This window comes from Planifilum fulgidum, from assembly GCF_900113175.1.
Lineage (GTDB): Bacteria > Bacillota > Bacilli > Thermoactinomycetales > DSM-44946 > Planifilum > Planifilum fulgidum.
The window spans coordinates 27,980-44,100 of record NZ_FOOK01000031.1; the positions used below are offsets into that span (position 1 = coordinate 27,980).

21 protein-coding genes are annotated in these 16,121 nt (G+C 59.0%); 11 read left to right on the forward strand and 10 right to left on the reverse strand.

Annotation, left to right across the window (positions count from 1 at the left end; all coding sequences use genetic code 11):
- Positions 1 to 13 precede the first annotated feature (13 nt).
- The 6 genes from BM063_RS14320 to BM063_RS17740 are packed head-to-tail and all read left to right on the forward strand — an operon-like array spanning position 14 to position 3,189.
- Positions 14 to 610 (forward strand): hypothetical protein, encoded by a 597-nt coding sequence (locus tag BM063_RS14320; protein ID WP_092040470.1) that lies wholly within the window; start codon positions 14 to 16, stop codon positions 608 to 610.
- Between the two features lie 12 nt (positions 611 to 622).
- Complete coding sequence (locus tag BM063_RS14325; protein ID WP_092040473.1) at positions 623 to 1,135, forward strand: hypothetical protein; 513 nt, start codon at positions 623 to 625, stop codon at positions 1,133 to 1,135.
- Positions 1,132 to 1,659, forward strand: coding sequence for a hypothetical protein (locus BM063_RS14330; RefSeq protein WP_092040475.1), 528 nt, complete (start codon positions 1,132 to 1,134; stop codon positions 1,657 to 1,659). The genes BM063_RS14325 and BM063_RS14330 overlap by 4 nt, the downstream gene beginning before the upstream one ends.
- Before the next feature lie 5 nt (positions 1,660 to 1,664).
- Positions 1,665 to 2,462, forward strand: coding sequence for a hypothetical protein (locus BM063_RS14335; protein ID WP_092040478.1), 798 nt, complete (start codon positions 1,665 to 1,667; stop codon positions 2,460 to 2,462).
- A 16-nt stretch (positions 2,463 to 2,478) separates the two neighbouring features.
- Positions 2,479 to 3,003 carry a hypothetical protein gene (locus tag BM063_RS14340; RefSeq protein WP_092040481.1) on the forward strand — a complete coding sequence of 175 codons (525 nt, stop codon included), beginning with the start codon at positions 2,479 to 2,481 and terminating at the stop codon, positions 3,001 to 3,003.
- Positions 3,004 to 3,021: 18 nt separating this feature from the next.
- Entirely contained in the window at positions 3,022 to 3,189 is a 168-nt protein-coding gene (locus tag BM063_RS17740; RefSeq protein WP_177199184.1) for a hypothetical protein, read from the forward strand.
- Positions 3,190 to 3,291: 102 nt separating this feature from the next.
- Here BM063_RS17740 and perR read toward each other — a convergent pair whose 3' ends face one another.
- The 7 genes from perR to BM063_RS14380 form a co-directional block, all read right to left on the reverse strand.
- Positions 3,292 to 3,720, reverse strand: a complete 429-nt coding sequence (perR, locus tag BM063_RS14345; RefSeq protein ID WP_092040483.1) for a peroxide-responsive transcriptional repressor PerR — start codon at positions 3,718 to 3,720, stop codon at positions 3,292 to 3,294.
- Positions 3,721 to 3,823: 103 nt separating this feature from the next.
- Positions 3,824 to 4,426 carry an endonuclease III gene (gene nth, locus BM063_RS14350; RefSeq protein ID WP_092040520.1) on the reverse strand — a complete coding sequence of 201 codons (603 nt, stop codon included), beginning with the start codon at positions 4,424 to 4,426 and terminating at the stop codon, positions 3,824 to 3,826.
- A gap of 342 nt (positions 4,427 to 4,768) precedes the next feature.
- Complete coding sequence (locus BM063_RS14355; RefSeq protein ID WP_092040486.1) at positions 4,769 to 5,539, reverse strand: class I SAM-dependent methyltransferase; 771 nt, start codon at positions 5,537 to 5,539, stop codon at positions 4,769 to 4,771.
- A 22-nt stretch (positions 5,540 to 5,561) separates the two neighbouring features.
- Positions 5,562 to 6,032 carry a thioredoxin-dependent thiol peroxidase gene (bcp, locus tag BM063_RS14360; protein WP_092040523.1) on the reverse strand — a complete coding sequence of 157 codons (471 nt, stop codon included), beginning with the start codon at positions 6,030 to 6,032 and terminating at the stop codon, positions 5,562 to 5,564.
- Positions 6,033 to 6,863: 831 nt separating this feature from the next.
- The gene (locus BM063_RS14370) at positions 6,864 to 7,139 is read right to left on the reverse strand and encodes a hypothetical protein (protein ID WP_092040491.1); all 276 of its coding nucleotides are present in this window, start codon (positions 7,137 to 7,139) and stop codon (positions 6,864 to 6,866) included.
- A 17-nt stretch (positions 7,140 to 7,156) separates the two neighbouring features.
- Complete coding sequence (locus tag BM063_RS14375; RefSeq protein ID WP_092040494.1) at positions 7,157 to 7,360, reverse strand: spore germination protein; 204 nt, start codon at positions 7,358 to 7,360, stop codon at positions 7,157 to 7,159.
- Between the two features lie 62 nt (positions 7,361 to 7,422).
- Positions 7,423 to 7,842 (reverse strand): Hsp20/alpha crystallin family protein, encoded by a 420-nt coding sequence (locus BM063_RS14380; RefSeq protein ID WP_092040496.1) that lies wholly within the window; start codon positions 7,840 to 7,842, stop codon positions 7,423 to 7,425.
- Between the two features lie 147 nt (positions 7,843 to 7,989).
- Here BM063_RS14380 and gerPC point away from each other — a divergent pair, with 147 nt between their 5' ends.
- Entirely contained in the window at positions 7,990 to 8,307 is a 318-nt protein-coding gene (gerPC, locus tag BM063_RS14385) for a spore germination protein GerPC (RefSeq protein WP_177199185.1), read from the forward strand.
- Positions 8,308 to 8,785: 478 nt separating this feature from the next.
- Here gerPC and BM063_RS14395 read toward each other — a convergent pair whose 3' ends face one another.
- Positions 8,786 to 10,171 carry a class II fumarate hydratase gene (locus BM063_RS14395; protein ID WP_092040505.1) on the reverse strand — a complete coding sequence of 462 codons (1,386 nt, stop codon included), beginning with the start codon at positions 10,169 to 10,171 and terminating at the stop codon, positions 8,786 to 8,788.
- A 17-nt stretch (positions 10,172 to 10,188) separates the two neighbouring features.
- Positions 10,189 to 11,781, reverse strand: a complete 1,593-nt coding sequence (locus BM063_RS14400; RefSeq protein WP_092040507.1) for a hypothetical protein — start codon at positions 11,779 to 11,781, stop codon at positions 10,189 to 10,191.
- Positions 11,782 to 11,937: 156 nt separating this feature from the next.
- Between BM063_RS14400 and BM063_RS14405 the strand changes: the two genes are divergently transcribed.
- From BM063_RS14405 to BM063_RS14420, 4 genes are all read left to right on the forward strand, one after another.
- Positions 11,938 to 12,354, forward strand: a complete 417-nt coding sequence (locus BM063_RS14405; RefSeq protein WP_177199186.1) for a MarR family winged helix-turn-helix transcriptional regulator — start codon at positions 11,938 to 11,940, stop codon at positions 12,352 to 12,354.
- A 24-nt stretch (positions 12,355 to 12,378) separates the two neighbouring features.
- Positions 12,379 to 13,992 carry an MDR family MFS transporter gene (locus BM063_RS14410; RefSeq protein WP_092040512.1) on the forward strand — a complete coding sequence of 538 codons (1,614 nt, stop codon included), beginning with the start codon at positions 12,379 to 12,381 and terminating at the stop codon, positions 13,990 to 13,992.
- 90 nt (positions 13,993 to 14,082) lie between these two features.
- Complete coding sequence (locus BM063_RS14415) at positions 14,083 to 15,393, forward strand: glutamate-1-semialdehyde 2,1-aminomutase (protein WP_092040515.1); 1,311 nt, start codon at positions 14,083 to 14,085, stop codon at positions 15,391 to 15,393.
- Entirely contained in the window at positions 15,390 to 15,788 is a 399-nt protein-coding gene (locus BM063_RS14420; protein WP_092040517.1) for a globin domain-containing protein, read from the forward strand. The genes BM063_RS14415 and BM063_RS14420 overlap by 4 nt, the downstream gene beginning before the upstream one ends.
- A 107-nt stretch (positions 15,789 to 15,895) precedes the next feature.
- Here BM063_RS14420 and BM063_RS14425 read toward each other — a convergent pair.
- The coding region (locus BM063_RS14425; protein ID WP_177199187.1) for a transposase at positions 15,896 to 16,121 on the reverse strand (226 nt) is incomplete at its 5' end.

Sequence of the window (16,121 nt, forward strand, 5' to 3'; positions counted from 1 at the left end):
AGGAGGCTGGAAGATGCGTTACCTCCCCGCCATCCTCGCTTCCGTCATCGCCTTCGGACTGACGGTCTCTCTTCCCATGCTGTTCGCCGACAAGTCCGGGAAAGGGGACAATCCTTTTCCCTTTTCAGCGGATCGGGAAGCGGAGGTCAGCGCCCTGAAAGGGCTTAAAGAGCAGGTGGATCTCAACGGCATGCTGGAGCGGATCGGCCAAAACAACCAACAACTGGGCCTCGTCAATGAAAACATCCTGGGCGGATTGTCTTCCATCAGCCAAAAGTCGGGCCAGACAGCGCAGGTCCACGAAAAACTGCAAACGGTCAACGAAGGGCTCAAGGATCAGTCCTTCACCCTGGGCGATCTGGAATCGGTCACCGGAGACCAGGTCGATCTGAGCCGAGACCTGAACGATCTCAGCTCCTTTCTCAGCGGCAAGATGGACTTGATCTCCTCCTCCGCAAAGGCCCAGGTCGACCAGACCGACCAGCTCAGGACGATCACCCTGGACACCAAAGCCAAGCTGGAAAAGGCGCTGCAGCAGAATCAGGTGCTCACCGGCAAACTGAAATCGGCAGCGGCGAAAAGCCGGCAAGCGGCCAACTCTCTGCCGTAAAGGGGAGATTTCATGATTCGAAAAACCTTGTCCATCGTCGCCCTCCTTCTCCTGAGCGGCTTTTTGATCAACGGCATCACCATGACGCAAAATTTAAAGCGCCTTCACGCCGGATTGGAATCCAATCTCGAATCGGTGAAAACCCTGAATCAGGTCCAGTCCTCCATCATCGACAAAAACGGGAAGCTGAGCAAAATGCTTTCCACCATGGACCGGGCTGACAAGGGGCTGGACGATGCCATCGGAAAGACGGATCAGCTGCTGACCCTTCTGTCGAAGGTGGTGGATTACAACGCCGACACGCTCCGCCTCAACGACCAGATGCTGAAGCACTCCTCCGCCTCGAAGCGGGACATTCAGTCCATCAGCCAAAACCTCGCGGAGCTTGACCCCTATATGAAACAAATGGACGAGATGCTGAAAAACCTCGCAAGCACCGCCAAGGAGGACGAGAAATACTTGAAGGAGATTCTCGATTCAACCCGTCACATGAACAGCAAGCTGCCCGGGGTGAATACCCGATGAACATGCTCAAGATCACCACCCTGCTGATCACGGTGCTGCTCGCGGTCAACGCCGGGAACACCTGGCTGCAGCTTTACATGCAAAGGGACATGGTGTCCCTGTCCCGGGAATTGGAAAAACAGTTGGCCCTCTCCGCCGAAAAATCCAAAAAAATGAACGACCAACTGGACGCCATCGCCGAATTGAAAAAGAAAAGCCAATCCCTCAGCAAAAAGGTGTCCCGGATTGAAAGCAACACCGCCGGTTTGGACAAGGAACTCCGGGAACTGGATCAAATCGTCGCCGCCATTTCCCAGCGGGTAAACTCCATCGGCGAGAACACGGGAGTCACCTACCAGGACCTGAAACAGATTGAAACGTCCGTCAGCACCAGCATCCAAACCCTTCAATCCATTGAAGCCTCCAATCAGGAGATCGTCCGGACCCTGAACCGCATGAAGTCCCTTCAGGCGGAGATCAACGCCAACCTCCGGCAAATGAACGAAAAAACCAAATTCCTGCCGGAAACCACGGTGAGGAGGTGACGCCCGTGAACTTCAACCACTGGAATTTCGGCGGCCCCAAGTGGAAAGTGGCACTCCTCGTCGGATTTTTCGCCTTTTTTGTCGCCGCCACCCCGACCCTGGCCAAATGGAGCGACACCGCCGTGCTCCCGGGTCTGGCCCAGTACAACATTTTCGGACTGACCAGCGACCTGGTGGACCGGACCAGCGGGATGTTGGAGGACACGAAAAAGCTGGAAAGGGAAGTGGCCAAGGCGGAAGAGGCCCTGGAGGGGCTGAAGCATCAGAATGAACTTCTTGTGGAACAGATCCGGACGAACGAAAACATCAAAAAGGAACTGGACAACCAGCTGGCGGGCAACATCGGCGCCCGCGAGCTGATGAAAGAGATCCTCCAACGGGAGAAACAGACGGCCCAATTGACGGAGCAGACGGCGGACCGGGCGGACCAGGTGAAGAAACAGATGATCGCCACCGTGGATCAGCTCGGCACGGTCGCTGAATACACCGGTGAAGTGGCGAACACCACGGCCCAGATGAACAACCGCATGGACGTGCTGCTGGCGGAGCTGGACACCTCCGTGCACAACTTCCGTTTTCTCGCCAAAATCAAGGGCGGACTGGAAACCGTGAAAAACATATTGGATGAGACCCTGAAAAATACCGTGGGCAGAATTCTCCCGGCCCCCGAGGAAAAATCCGGGTCCGTCAAGGAAACGCCGAAAGAACAGCCTGCGTCTCAATCCCCGAAGGAGACGAAACCGGAAGAGAAAAAACCGAAGGGCGGATTGCTGAGACGGCTGTTGGAGCCGCTTCTTCCCTGACGAAAGGAGAGTTCCCATGCTCGTTCGTTCCATCGTGATTCTGATCAATCTCGGGCTTCTCGGGCTGATGGGCTGGGGCATCCTTCAGCAGATCAAGACACAGCAGGAAACCAACCGGGTGATGGCCGACGTTCACAAAAACATCCGCAAGGCCCATGAGCTTACGGTCACGACCAACGAACAACTGAAGCCGCTGCGGGAAACGGCGGTGGTTGTGGAAGAGATGAACGTCAAACTGGACAACACCGTCAACCTCCTTTCCCGGATGAACAACAGCCTGGCCAACGTGCAGGCGAGCGAACAAAAAATCGTCCAGGGATTGGACAGGCTGAACCAAAACACGGCCATGGTGATGGAACAACTGGGGACCATCTCGCGTTTGAACGAACAATTGCTGGAGCCCGCCACCCGGACGGCAAAGCAAACCCAGGAGGAACACGGCCTGATCGAAGACTTGTACGAAATGACCGGCACCACCATCCAAGAAGTGGCGAAGCTCAACCGCAAATTCGCCTTTCTCGGCAAAATTCCGGTGCCGTAACATCGGAGGCGAACGCTCATGTTTTACAGTCTGCTGTATCTGATGACCATCGTTGCCATCCTCCTCTTCACCGGACTGGCCATCCACGCCATCCTCCGGGATCGGCCCGTCACCAAATGGCTGGCCGGGTTAACCGCCGTCTCACTCACCTACGTCCTGATCATCGCCATCAGTGTCTTCCTTTAGAAAAGGGAAAACCGGGAATCGCCGGCCGGCGGATTCCCGGTTTTTTCACAGGAAATCCCCTGCAACAGGTGCAGGGGATGTTCCCTTCGTCCTTGATTTTCATCATTGACATTCAGCACACAAGCCATACACTTCCATCCGATGAGAATCGACCCGAAAGCCGGTCTTTCTCGCCGCCTCTTCCTCCACCTCAATGAGGGGAGGATATTCGAAATCCGTGATTTTTCCGCACCGTCGGCAAATGATGTGGTAATGATCGCTCATATTGGCGTCAAAACGGCTTGAGGAATCGCCGTAGGTCAGTTCCCTTACCAGACCGGCCTCTTTAAACAGTCGCAGATTGTTGTAAATCGTCGCCACGCTCATGTTGGGAAAATCCTTCTCGAGCGCCTTGTAGATCTCATCGGCGGTCGGATGGCTCATCGTAGACAGGAGATATTCCAGTATCGCATGACGCTGGGGCGTCATGCGGACGCCTGTCGCCTTCAACTTTTCCACCGCTTTCCTCAAGCGGTCCGGCGCCGTGGCCATAGCCATCCACCTCTCTTTCCCGCCCAAAAAACATTCATTTCCACATAAGAATACCTATAAATAGTCTACGCCGTAAAAGCTCATCTTGTCAATGGAGCATTCTTCACGCTTTGTTGGCGAACCGGCAGTAGGGAGCCAAATCGCAGATCCCGCACTTGGGATTGCGCGCGCTGCAGATGCGCCGCCCGTGCCAGATCAGGCGGTGGTGGGCGATCGACCATTCTTCTCGCGGGATCCTCCGGGTCAGTTGCTTCTCGGTCTCCAAAGGGTTGTTGCTGGTTGCAAGACCGAGCCGGTTGGAAACCCGGTGCACATGGGTATCCACCGCCAGCGCAGGAATCCCGAAGGCATTGCTCAACACCACATTGGCCGTCTTTCTCCCCACTCCGGGCAGTTTTTCCAGCGCCTCCCGCTCCGCCGGAACTTCTCCCCCGTATTGTTCCACGAGAATGCGGCAGGTCTGCAGGATATTTTTGCTTTTGTTCCGATACAGTCCCAACCCGCGGATCTCCTCCGCCAGCTCCTCCTCCGAAAGGGACAGAAAATCCTGGGGAGTGGGATACTTGGCGAACAGCCGCTCCGTCACCTTGTTCACCTGACGGTCGGTGGACTGGGCGGACAGGATGGTGGCGATCAACAACTCAAAGGGATTGCGAAAGCGGAGTTCGCAATGGGCATCCGGATACATGGCCGCCAACGTATCCATGATCTTCCGGATCGGAACCCGTCCGCTCGCTTTTTGAGTCAAAGGTCTTCTCCTCCCCCGGAACTTGCTTTTGCTGCATTACAGGTCCATTGTACCGAAAAATCGCGGGCCCGTCCCGACTGTCCAGCGGTTTGACCGGCTCCGGGGATCCAGGAATCCCGTGCGGCATCCCTCTATCGGCATCCCGCGGGAAACAAAAAAGAAATCCCCAGGACTCGCCCTGTCCCCCGCCTTCGCAGATCCCCGGCGAGGCACCCTGCGGACCGGGATTTCACCCGCGACGGGTGCCGGGAGGACGCGGTCTCCCGGTCTCTTTTTTGACGGCCTCCGCCGGCCCCGGCCTTAGATCTTCTTGGCCTCCACAATCAATTCGCTGCTTTGGCGATCGAAGGGACGACCCCTGAAATCGCCGTAACGCCTTACCACCTGAAATCCGGCCAACCGCAGGAGATGAAAAAGCTCCGCCGGATAGATGTACCGGAACCAGAAGACGGTCCGCCGCCGCTCCAGGGAGCGGCCTTCTCCGTCAAAACGCTCCAGGTGGCGAACGACGCGGGCCCTTTGGAGAAAGTGATCAAATTCCGTCCAGTCATATACGTCCACGGAATGGTCGCATCCGGGCACCGGAAAGGAGCCCCGGTACGTCATGCGGCGGTCCTGTTCGACCAAATCGGACACCTTCGGGACGAAGACGTTGAAGGCGAACAGCCCGTCCTCCTCCAGGTGCCGGCGAACCGCCGCCAAGGCGGCCAGTTGCTCCTTCACCGTCATCAGATGAAGAAAGGAGCGATAGGGGATGATGATCAGAGGGAAACGCTCTCCCAGATCAAAGCGGCTCATATCTCCCTCCACCCAGCGAATCCGGTCGGAAAGGCCCATCTCATCGGCTTTTTTCCGGGCCCGATCCAGCATCGCCGGGGAGAGGTCCAGACCCGTCACTTCGATGCCGGCCCGGGCGATGGCCAAACTGCATCGGCCCGTGCCGCACCCCAGCTCCAACACCGGCCCCCCGCTCTTTTCGGCCAGGCCCACATAATAGGCGATGTCCCCGTCCAGGCCGGTGGAGATCCAATCGTAATACTCCGGAAGGGAATAGGCGCTGACTTCGCTCAAGGGCTTCCCCTCCCTGTCCGGATCAGGAAAGATGTTCCTTCACAAAGGCCAGCGCGTCTTCCACGTGGCCGTCCACTTTGACCTTGCGGTAAATCTTGGCCAGGCGCCCCTCCTTGTCGATAATGAACGTGGAGCGTTCGATTCCCCATTTCTTTTTGCCGAACATGTTTTTTTCCTTGTACACCCCGTACTTCTTGGACACCTCCGCCTCGGTGTCGGAAAGAAGCAGGAAGGGCAGGTTGTATTTCCGGATAAATTTTTCGTGAGATTGAAGATCATCCAGGCTGACGCCTAAAATCACCGTGTCCAGTTCGGAGAAATCGCCGGCCCTGTCGCGAAAATCGCAGGCCTCGGCGGTGCAGCCCGGCGTGTTGTCCTTCGGATAAAAATAAAGGATCACATTCTTTTTTCCGCGAAAATCCGACAGGGACACCTGTTCTCCGTTGCTGGCCGGCAACGTGAAATCGGGTGCCATGTCTCCTTCTTGCAGCATATCCATCACACCTCCAACGATTTTTCCTGACCGCCTCCGGCGTCGGGCGAATCCCCGGCGGAGCGCGCCCGTCACCCGAAACCGCGAAATCCCGGATTTCAGAAGAATGCTTCCATTCGCCGCCGGTACTATTGTACCACGGGCACCTTTGGAAAACACCCGCGGGGGAATGCGTATGGGAGCGTTTCGGGGATCCCGGAAAGAAAACGGGGCGGACAGACTGTCCATCCGCCCCTCTTTCATCATTTCATCCCGGATCTTTCGCCATCTCCCGGTTTTCCTCCGCAGCTTCCTCCACAACCCTTTTTTCAATTTCGGGGCTCACCGGCCGTCACGACCACCACACCGCCCCCGGATCCCATCCTTCCGACCCAGTTCGGATCTTTCGCACCGTAAAATTGAATGGTTGTCCCATCCGGATATGTATCCAGGTGCTTTCGGAACCACTGATCGGCCTTCTTTTTGGCGGCGGAAAATATAACCCGTACAGGCCCTTTTTTCGCTCTCCTGGCAAATGGTCAAGGGCCAAGCCACCGGTTCCTTTCCCGTCGGGGAGAAAGCTCTCGAACCCGCTTCTCTTCCTTTCTCTCCGCCCATTTGCGATCCGGTGCGCGCCCGCGAAGGCCGGTCTCCCGCCGGACGCACCCCATGAAATCCGCAAGCTCCGGGCCTTCTTCCGCAGGGATGTGAAACGTCGCCGACCTCCCAAAAATCGGCGGAACCACCGGCGATGTTCTCCTCGAAGCGTCCGTCAGGATCAAACACAGCAACAAGCCGGTGGTCACCTGTTTCAACGAAATCCCCTCTCCCCCGCTCCCCCACTTCCTCCCGTCACCAGTAGAAAAAGGGAACCCCCATCCATCCGACCATCGGGACAGAGGGAAACCACAACCCGGGGGGATACGGCAACGGCGGAGGAAATTCGGGGCAACCTCCTCTCCTGCAGGGATTCCGGATCTTTGCACGCCCCCTTTTCCTCTCCTCCCCCTCCGGACTGCGTACCCGTTCAAAAGGAGACTCCAGCACGTGCAAGGTATTGCCGAAGTTGACGGATCCGGCCTGGGAGACGGTGTCGATATTGACGGTGCCGATCTCGATCCGAATCATGGTTTTCCCCCCGGAAGTCAGGGTTGATCGATCAAGTCGGGATCGATCGACTTGTTGCTGCTGGCACTCAGCATCCTGCCCAAATCACCGTACTGGTAGGCGCCTCCCACCGCCTTGCTGTTGGCCTCATGTCCGATGTGGATCGTGTTTCCGAAATTGACCGATCCGGTGCTGGTCACATTGTTGATCTTCACATTGAAGATGTTGTTCACGGTGCCCATCCCTGATCCCCCCGCTTGGTCTCATCCTATGCTATGTGAACCGCCGGGGGGATGTGCCCGGTTCAGCCCTCCCTCACCCGGATGGGCGCCGTCTTCGGCGCCGACACTTTGGGCAACCGGACTTCCAACACCCCCCGCCGGTACCGGGCCCTTGCCTGGTGCCTCGTCACCCATGCCCCCAGGGGAATGGAGCGGTGAAACTCCCCCTTGGGACGTTCCGCCACGGACACATCCAGCCGATCATAGCGGGAGGGAATGTTCCCTTTGATCATCAGATGCTGCCCGTCGGTCCTCAGCTGCAGCCGGCTGAGATCCTCCATTCCCGGCAAATCCACCAACACGATCACTTCACTCCGGGTATGGTATACATCCACCTTGGGAACGGAATCGGGAACTTCCTTCTCAAGATCGGACCAGAAGTCTTCCCCCAAAAACCGGTCGGCCAATTGAACCCATTTCCTCCAGGGGAAGCCGGATTCCATCCTTGATCCTCCCTTCAGCGGCAAATCCGGCGGGGCATCTGCCCATCCGTATTGTATTCAGCCGGGTTCCGTTCCGCCACCCGCCTTTTGGTGCTTCCGCAAGAAAACGGCCATATATTTTAAAAAGAAATGACGGGAGGTGTCTTCGTGTACGCAACCCTGTGGGACCGGCTTCATCACCTGGAACGGGAAATCGCCATCCTGCGGAAAGAAAATGAGGCCCTGAAAAGAAAACTGGCATCCCTTCAGCCGATCACCATCGAACGCATCGAATACAAAATCCAGGAACTGTCGATCAAAACCTTGAGCGGCCCCCTGAACGTGGGGTTGTCCGCCACCGGAGACGGCAAAAGCATCGCCCGGTTCCTCGAAAAGGCGGTTCGAGAAAAGAAAAAGGGGGACCTTCCCGAAAAGGAAGGACACCCCATTTCCATCACGGATGACAGCCCGCGGAAAAAACGCTAAATAGCTTCCGGGCCGGTGCCCCGGCTTCACCGGACGGATGCGCTTCCGCGCCACAAGGCATTTGCTCTTCTCCCGGAATCTCCGGAACAACAGGCCCGCAGATCCCCTCCAAAAGATATTTCCCGGCAACCCGCCCGGAGGCCTCTGGAACGCCCCCGGAAGAAGAATTTTTCCGGCGCCTTGCGGACAAAGAAAATCGATTCGGTGCGTCAACCGGATTCCTTCCTTCGGCACCGGTGAAGCCAAGCCGAAATCGGTCCGGCGGACCCGCCCGATTCAGCGGCATCCCCGCGTCGATTCCCTCACCGGGCAGTTTCAACCCTCGAAGGGCCATTTTCGCCGGGCGCCATCAACCGCCGGCTGCGGGCCCGCCGGCCTTTGTACATATGCGCGCGCGTCACCCCTCCGTTTTCGCGGGCCGGTACATGCAAGCATCGACACGTTCCGGCGCACATGGTCCTTCTGTGCGCCTTCGCCGTCAGGGGACCATCCGCCGGACGTCCAACACCCGGTCGGCTTCCTCTTCCGACAGCAGTCCTTCCTCCACAACCACCTGCTTGATCGTCTTCCCTTCCCGGTACGCCTTTTTGGCCACCTCCGCCGCCCGGTCGTAACCGATCACCGGATTGAGGGCGGTGGCAAGGGCGAGGGAACGTTCCAGCCAATGCCGGCACCGGTCCGGATCCGCCTCGATCCCCTCCACCAGGCGCTTCCGGAAGGCGTTCATGCCGTTGGTCAGGATCTGAATGGATTGAAGCAGATTGTGGGCGATCACCGGCATCATCACGTTGATCTCCAGTTGGGACATTTCCCCGGCGGAGGTGATGGCCGCATCGTTTCCGATCACTTGACAGCAAACCATGTTCAACATCTCGGCCATCACCGGGTTCACCTTCCCGGGCATGATCGAGGAGCCCGGCTGCACCGCCGGCAGCCGAATCTCCGCCAGGCCGGTTCTCGGACCGGAGGAGAGAAGGCGCAGGTCGCTGGCCAGCTTGCTCAGGCGGATGGCCAGGCCTTTAAGGGCCGCACTGGTTTTGAAGGCCGCCCCGGTGTTCTGCATGAAGGCGAACCGGTTCCGCGCCGGAACGAAGGGCAGGCCGGTCCGTCTCGCGATATCCTCGATGGCGATGCGGGCGTAATCGGGGTGGGTGTTGATGCCGGTCCCGACGGCGTTGCCGCCGAGGCCGATCCGGTAAAGATCGGGCAACACCTTTTTCAAATCCTCCACCGCCTCGTCCAGGGAGGCCGCATAGCCCTCAAACTCCTGCCCCAGACGCATCGGCACGGCATCCTGCAGGTGGGTCCGACCCGACTTGAGGACCTCGTGAAATTCTTCCGCCTTTTTCCACAGGGCGCCTGCCAGGGCGCTGGCGGCGGGAATGCATTCATGAACCAGCCCTTCGGCGGCGGCAATGTTGATCGCCACATGGATCGTGTCGTTGGTCGACTGCCCCCGGTTGACGTGGTCGTTGGGATGAACCAGGGACATGTCCCCGGGTTTCCCCCCGAGGAGCTCGGCGGCCCGTCCCGCGATCACTTCGTTGGCGTTCATGTTTTGGGACGTTCCGGCCCCCGCCTGATACACATCCACGACGAAGTGGTCATCCCATTTTCCCTGGATCACCTCTTCCGCCGCGGAGATGATCGCATCCGCCAGGTCGGGGGACAATTCCCCGCATTCGCGGTTCGCCCGGGCCGCCGCCGCCTTGATGATGCCCTGGGCCCGAATGAAGCGGCGGGGCAATCTCAACCCGCTGATGGGGAAGTTTTCCACCGCCCGCTGGGTCTGCGCGCCGTAATACTTGTCGGCGGGCACCCGAACTTCTCCCAGGGAATCCCGATGCACCCTGTACTGTTCCATTTCGTCACCCCGTTTGCCTATCGATTCCCTCCCCCGCCCTGCATCATTCTGGCATACTCCCGGAACTGACCGGCCAGGCGGTCATGTTCCCTTCGCTCTCGGATCAAGCGTTCCCGGATCAGGTGATCCATCTGCCTCCGCTCCTGTTCCTGCCGCGCGGGAAGGTCAGACGGCACAACGCGCGGCGACCGGTCCGCCGGCAGAGGACCGTCCGCTGCCTGAGGCCGGGAGACCTCCAAGGGCTGGTGTACTTCCGGCGGTTGAGGAGCCGCCTCCCCTGACGATGCCTTCTCCCGGACCGCAGATTGCTCCGGCATCCGCCGGGGGACTTCCCCTTCTCCGGGCGCGGTCTCTTGCCGGTCCCGGGCCCGAGGGGACGTTTCCGCCGGCATCTCCGCCGGCCAATCCGGCCTCCGATCGTCCTCTGCGGAGGGAGGGGCGGCTTTCGCCACCGAAACCTCCGGAGCCGGCCTCGGCACGTGCTCTTCCCGCGTCTCCGCGTGCGAAAAAGCGGTCTGATCCGGAGCGCTCTCCCCCCTTGTCTCCGTTTCCTTCGCGGTTTCCTTCGCGAAGGGCGGCGATTTCTGTTCTTCCCGCCGCTCCAGATCCGGACGTCTTTCCGTAAAATGCGGCTTGCTGTCCCCCGGGGCGGGCCAACGGCTTTCCGGATGAGACATCACTTTGTGCGCCTCGGGGGCCGCCGGAGGTGTGCCGGAAAATCCGGCAGGATGCTTCGCTTTTATTCTATCCCCCAAATAGGGTTTTCCCTTACCTCCCGAAAAATCCGGCGGGGCGGTCCTTTTCGGCGGAAGGCGCAGGCTCTCCTCCCGCTTTTCTTCCCGCTGCCGGCGGTCTCCCCCGAACAGGCGGCTCAGCAGGCCGGGAGAATTCTTCCTCTTTTCATAAGCTTCGATTTGGGAAAGAACCTGATCGACCGAAGCCCTTTTCAGACTTCGCTCAATGAGCCGCGCCACAGGCCCCGAAAAGGGAAAGTCGGAGGGCAGCTTGACCAGGGATTCCCCGATGATCTGCCCGGTCATGCACATGTACATCCAGGTTCCCCAGTCGATGGCCGGCTCCAGGGCCGTAAAATCCCTCACCCCGCAAAAGAAGACCTTCAGCTCCCCGTCCTCCGTGAGACCCAGGTTCCGCGGATCCAGCAGAAGATACATGGGAAGGGGGCGGCTGTTCAACATCTTTTCCAGCCGGAGCAGCTCCCTCGTCAGACGAACCGTCTCCTCCTCGCTCCAGGGCTGCATCTGCAGGATCTCATCCAGATGAGTCAGATTCACGTACGGACGGATAAACACGATGGAGCGATCCTCGGTGTACACCTCGGCAAAGGGAAGGACCAACGGATGATTGAGGGAACGGTACTGCTGAATCACCAGGGATTTGGTTGCCTTCTTGAGTTTCGTCCACTGCAGGTAGAACCGCTCGTTCTCATCCGTGCGGGCGACAGCCAGTTCCCCGTCCAGGAAGGCTTGGGCGCTTTCGATTACATAACGGTCCCGATACCGCTGACCCACCGTGAAAAACGACGACACTTCTTCCGCCTCCTCGTCAAACAAACGCCATTTCCCGATGACAAAATTCGCTGCCATCAGCATATCACAGAAACTCACCCGCTACAATTTCACTTTTGGCGCCTTTTCTCCGTCTTTCGCCGCCGATTTACAAAAAATCCCGTTTGACACATTTTCGCCATCCCCATATAATTAACATCATTGATGATTAAGTTAGTTAATATTTCGGAGTGGGAAATAATGAACAGCCGTCTGGCAGCCATTCAAGAATTTGAATCCACCCTCCGCGTGGTGTTCCGGTCCATCCACAAGGATCTCAGCGACCTGCTCGGCGATCAGATGACAATGGCCGAATACCACGTCCTCAAGATCCTGCACCGGGACGGCTCCCTGCGGATTACCGATTTGGCCCACGATCTGGGCGTCTCTTTGAGCCATGTCACCAACGTGACCGATCGGCTGGAAGACAAGGGATGGGTCGTCCGGCGGCGGTCCGAGCGGGACCGGCGGTCCGTCGAACTGCACATCACGGAGGCGGGACGAAAGAGGATGGATCAATTGCTGCGGGAGAAGGAGAAATATTTTCAGGAGAAGCTTTCCTCACTGCCGACGGAAACGATTCACACCCTGAACGATCTGTTGAAGCGCCTGATCTGAAAACAAAAAGATGGAGGGGATCGGATGGAACACTTAAGTAAAAGAAAAAAAATCACCATCTTGATCGCCATTATGGTATCGCTCCTGTTCGTCTCCCTGAACCAAACCATCGTGGGAACGGCACTGCCCCGGATCGTTGCCGATCTGGGCGGAATGGACCTGTTCAACTGGGTGTTCACCATCTTCATGCTGACTTCCAGCGTCACCGCCATTTTGGTGGGAAAACTGTCGGATCTCTACGGGCGAAAACCCTTTGTGCTCGCGGGGCTCACCCTCTTCATCGCCGGCTCCTTCCTGTGCGGAACCGCCGACACCATTCTCCAGCTGATCCTATACCGCGGACTCCAGGGATTCGGCGGCGGGATGATCATGTCCACGGCCTTCACCTCCGTCGGGGATCTGTTCCCCCCGCGGGAGAGGGGACGCTGGCAGGGGCTGATGAGCGCCTCCTTCGGCTTGGCCAGCGTTTTCGGCCCGACCCTGGGCGGATATATCGTCGACCACTGGGATTGGCACTGGGTGTTTTGGGTCTTTCTCCCCTTCGGCCTGGTCGCCCTGGTTCTGATCATCCGCCTGTTCCCCTCCGCCACCGAACGGCGGCGGGAAAAGGTGGACTATCTGGGATCTCTGTTTCTGACCTTGACGATCGTTCCGATGCTGTTGGCCTTCTCCTGGGCCGGCAACCGTTACGACTGGCTCTCCTTCGAGATTCTCGGGCTGTTCGGATTCACCCTGATCGCCCTGGCCGCATTTTTGTGGATTGAAGTCCGGGCCTCAAGCCCCGTGTTGCCCCTGGATCTGTTCCGAAACTCGATCTTCACTATTTCCAACATCGTCGGTTTTCTGACAGGGATGGGCATGTTCGGAACCATCATGTACACGCCCTTCTTCGTTCAGGGAGTGCAGGGCGTCTCCGCCACCTCCTCGGGCTTTATCATGATGCCGATGACCCTGAGCATGGTGATCGCCAGCACCGTCAGCGGACAGATCATCAGCCGGACCGGCCGGTACAAGAAACTGGCCCTGTTCGGCCTGGCAGTCATGGCCGCCGGGCTCTTCTCGATGTCCCGGATGGATGTCGACACCCCCTTGCACACCACGGTCATCAACATCATTCTTGTGGGGGCCGGGCTGGGCATCTCTTTCCCGATCTTCACCCTGACGGTGCAAAACGCCGTCGAACACGCCCGCCTCGGCGTCGCCACCGCCTCCAACCAGCTGTTCCGCCAAATGGGCGGGACCATCGGCGTGTCGGTCATGGGGACGATCTTTTCCCACCAGATGGAAAGCGAAATGAAACAAATGGTGAAAGATCTGCCGCAGGCTTCGGGCGCGGGCGGCAACGCCGAAATGTGGAGTTCCTTTCAGGATCCCCAGATTTTGATGGATCCCGATCGCCTCGAGCGCATTCGGAGCGCCCTTCCGGAGGGGGCCGCGCCGCTGTTTGAATCCCTGCTCAAGCTGGTGAAAGAGAGCTTCGCCCTGGCGATCGAACACGTATTTTTCGCGGGAACGCTCGTCGTCTTGCTCGCCTTCCTCCTCACCTTCTTCCTGCGGGAAATCCCCCTCAGACAGTCCAACCGGACCGGAGAAAAGGAGGCCAAGGTGAAAGGACCCGTGCCGCAAACTGAAGGCTGATCCGCCTCCCCCCCTTCCCGCGCAGGTCGTGTTACAATAGGACGGGGAAACGAAAATGCGGACCAAAACGATGCCAAAGGGGGCCTTCACTTGCGACGGGAGCGTTCTGAAGCACTGTACGAACAAGCCTTGGATGTGATTGTCGGCGGAGTCAACAGCCCTTCCCGCTCCTTCCGGGCCGTGGGCGGCGGCGCCCCGGTCTTCATGAAGCGGGCCCAAGGCGCCTATTTCTGGGATGAAGACGGAAACCGGTACATCGACTATCTCGGCGCCTTCGGGCCGATCATCCTCGGCCACGCCCATCCGGCCGTCACGGAAGCCATCGTCAAAACCGCCGCGGAGGGTACCCTCTACGGCACCCCGACGGAAAAGGAGATCCGCTTTTGCCGGATGCTCCGGGAAGCGATTCCCTCCTGCGAACTGCTGCGCCTGGTCAACAGCGGAACCGAGGCGGTCATGTCGGCCATCCGCCTGGCCCGGGCCTACACCGGCCGGGACAAGATCATCAAGTTCGCCGGCTGCTACCACGGCCATTCCGATCTGGTCCTGGTCGCCGCCGGCTCGGGACCGTCCACCCTGGGCATGCCGGACAGCGCGGGCATTCCGCAAAGCATCGCCCGGGAAGTGATCACCGTCCCCTTCAATCGGCTGGATACGCTGGAACAAGCCCTGGACCGGTGGGGGGATCAGACGGCGGCCGTCCTGGTGGAACCTTTGGTCGGCAACTTCGGGATCGTGCCCCCCGCTCCCGGCTTCCTCGAAGGGGTGAATCGCCTGGCCCACGCCGCCGGCGCGCTGGTGATCTATGACGAGGTGATCACCGCCTTTCGCTTCCATTACGGCGGCGTCCAGACGCTGTACGGAGTGGAGCCCGACCTGACCGCCCTGGGCAAGATCATCGGCGGCGGCCTGCCCATCGGAGCCTACGGCGGTCGCCGGGAGATCATGGAGCTGGTGGCGCCGGTGGGTCCCATGTACCAGGCGGGAACGATGGCCGGAAACCCCCTTTCCGTCGCCGCGGGCATTGCCTGTCTGGAAACCCTGGCGAGGCCTGGAACCTACGAGCGGCTGGATCAGGCGGGGGAAAGACTGGCCGGCGCCATCGCCGAACTGGCTTCCCGGTACGGAATCCCCGTTCAGATCAACCGGAAGGGAGGCGCCTTCACCGTCTACTTCACCGACCGGCCGGTGACGGATTACGACGGGGCGAAAGCGGCGGACGGCGAAGCCTTCGCCCGCTTCTTCCATCTGATGCTGGAAAGCGGCGTCTATCTTCCCGCTTCAAAGTACGAAGCCTGGTTTTTGACCATCGCCCACTCCGACGAGGACATCGACCGGACCATCGAAGCGGTGGAGCGGGCCTTCCGGGAGATGAAACGGGAAGGGGCGGCGGGCGCATGACGGAACCCAAGAGTCTGTACGAACGAATCGGCGGCGCCGACACGATCGCCCGCCTGGTGGCCGCCTTCTACCCGCGGGTACAGGCCCATCCGCTGCTCGCTCCGCTGTTTCCCGAGGACATCACTCCGGTCATGGAGAAGCAGCGCCTCTTTCTCACCCAATTTTTCGGCGGCCCGCCCCTGTACAGCCAAAAACACGGCCATCCCATGCTCCGGGCCCGCCACCTCCCCTTTCCGATCACCCCCTCCCGGGCCCAGGCCTGGCTCTCCTGCATGGCCGAGGCCCTGGACGAGGTGGGCATCACCGGACCGGAGCGGGAGGAAATGTGGGGACGGCTGGTGATCACCGCCCACCACATGATCAACACCAAGGAAGAAGCCCACGACAAGGAATAAGACCGGGAGAAATTCCCGGTCTGAGATTGATGACAAACCCCCTGGCTCTTTTCGCAAGAAAAGCGCCAGGGGTTGCATGTTTATGGGGAATAAACAGATAAAGGAAATTAGATTTGGTAAATTAGGCGGATCACAAAGCCTTTTCCTCTCTTCGAGAGGAGCAAGGCCATTTTTTTGATGTTTTGAGCCACGGCAATAAGGAGGCATTGCTCTCTGACTTTGGCAAGCCCCCTGTAGCGTGCATAACGAAGCCCATGAAGTTCTTTGGCGTCAGCGAAGCTGCGCTCAATGGTCTGACTCCGTCGTTTATACAGTTGTTTGCCCCTTTCACTT

Coding starts and splice junctions, on each gene's coding strand:
- BM063_RS14410 (WP_092040512.1), top strand. CDS start 12,379: ATGGAACACTTAAGTAAAAGAAAAAAAATCACCATCTTGATCGCCATT.
- BM063_RS14375 (WP_092040494.1), bottom strand. CDS start 7,360: ATGGGCACCGTGAACAACATCTTCAATGTGAAGATCAACAATGTGACC.
- nth (WP_092040520.1), bottom strand. CDS start 4,426: ATGGATACGTTGGCGGCCATGTATCCGGATGCCCATTGCGAACTCCGC.
- BM063_RS14420 (WP_092040517.1), top strand. CDS start 15,390: ATGACGGAACCCAAGAGTCTGTACGAACGAATCGGCGGCGCCGACACG.
- BM063_RS14340 (WP_092040481.1), top strand. CDS start 2,479: ATGCTCGTTCGTTCCATCGTGATTCTGATCAATCTCGGGCTTCTCGGG.
- BM063_RS14395 (WP_092040505.1), bottom strand. CDS start 10,171: ATGGAACAGTACAGGGTGCATCGGGATTCCCTGGGAGAAGTTCGGGTG.
- BM063_RS14320 (WP_092040470.1), top strand. CDS start 14: ATGCGTTACCTCCCCGCCATCCTCGCTTCCGTCATCGCCTTCGGACTG.
- BM063_RS14330 (WP_092040475.1), top strand. CDS start 1,132: ATGAACATGCTCAAGATCACCACCCTGCTGATCACGGTGCTGCTCGCG.
- BM063_RS17740 (WP_177199184.1), top strand. CDS start 3,022: ATGTTTTACAGTCTGCTGTATCTGATGACCATCGTTGCCATCCTCCTC.
- BM063_RS14370 (WP_092040491.1), bottom strand. CDS start 7,139: ATGATTCGGATCGAGATCGGCACCGTCAATATCGACACCGTCTCCCAG.
- BM063_RS14325 (WP_092040473.1), top strand. CDS start 623: ATGATTCGAAAAACCTTGTCCATCGTCGCCCTCCTTCTCCTGAGCGGC.
- BM063_RS14400 (WP_092040507.1), bottom strand. CDS start 11,781: ATGCTGATGGCAGCGAATTTTGTCATCGGGAAATGGCGTTTGTTTGAC.
- BM063_RS14405 (WP_177199186.1), top strand. CDS start 11,938: ATGAACAGCCGTCTGGCAGCCATTCAAGAATTTGAATCCACCCTCCGC.
- bcp (WP_092040523.1), bottom strand. CDS start 6,032: ATGCTGCAAGAAGGAGACATGGCACCCGATTTCACGTTGCCGGCCAGC.
- perR (WP_092040483.1), bottom strand. CDS start 3,720: ATGGCCACGGCGCCGGACCGCTTGAGGAAAGCGGTGGAAAAGTTGAAG.
- BM063_RS14380 (WP_092040496.1), bottom strand. CDS start 7,842: ATGGAATCCGGCTTCCCCTGGAGGAAATGGGTTCAATTGGCCGACCGG.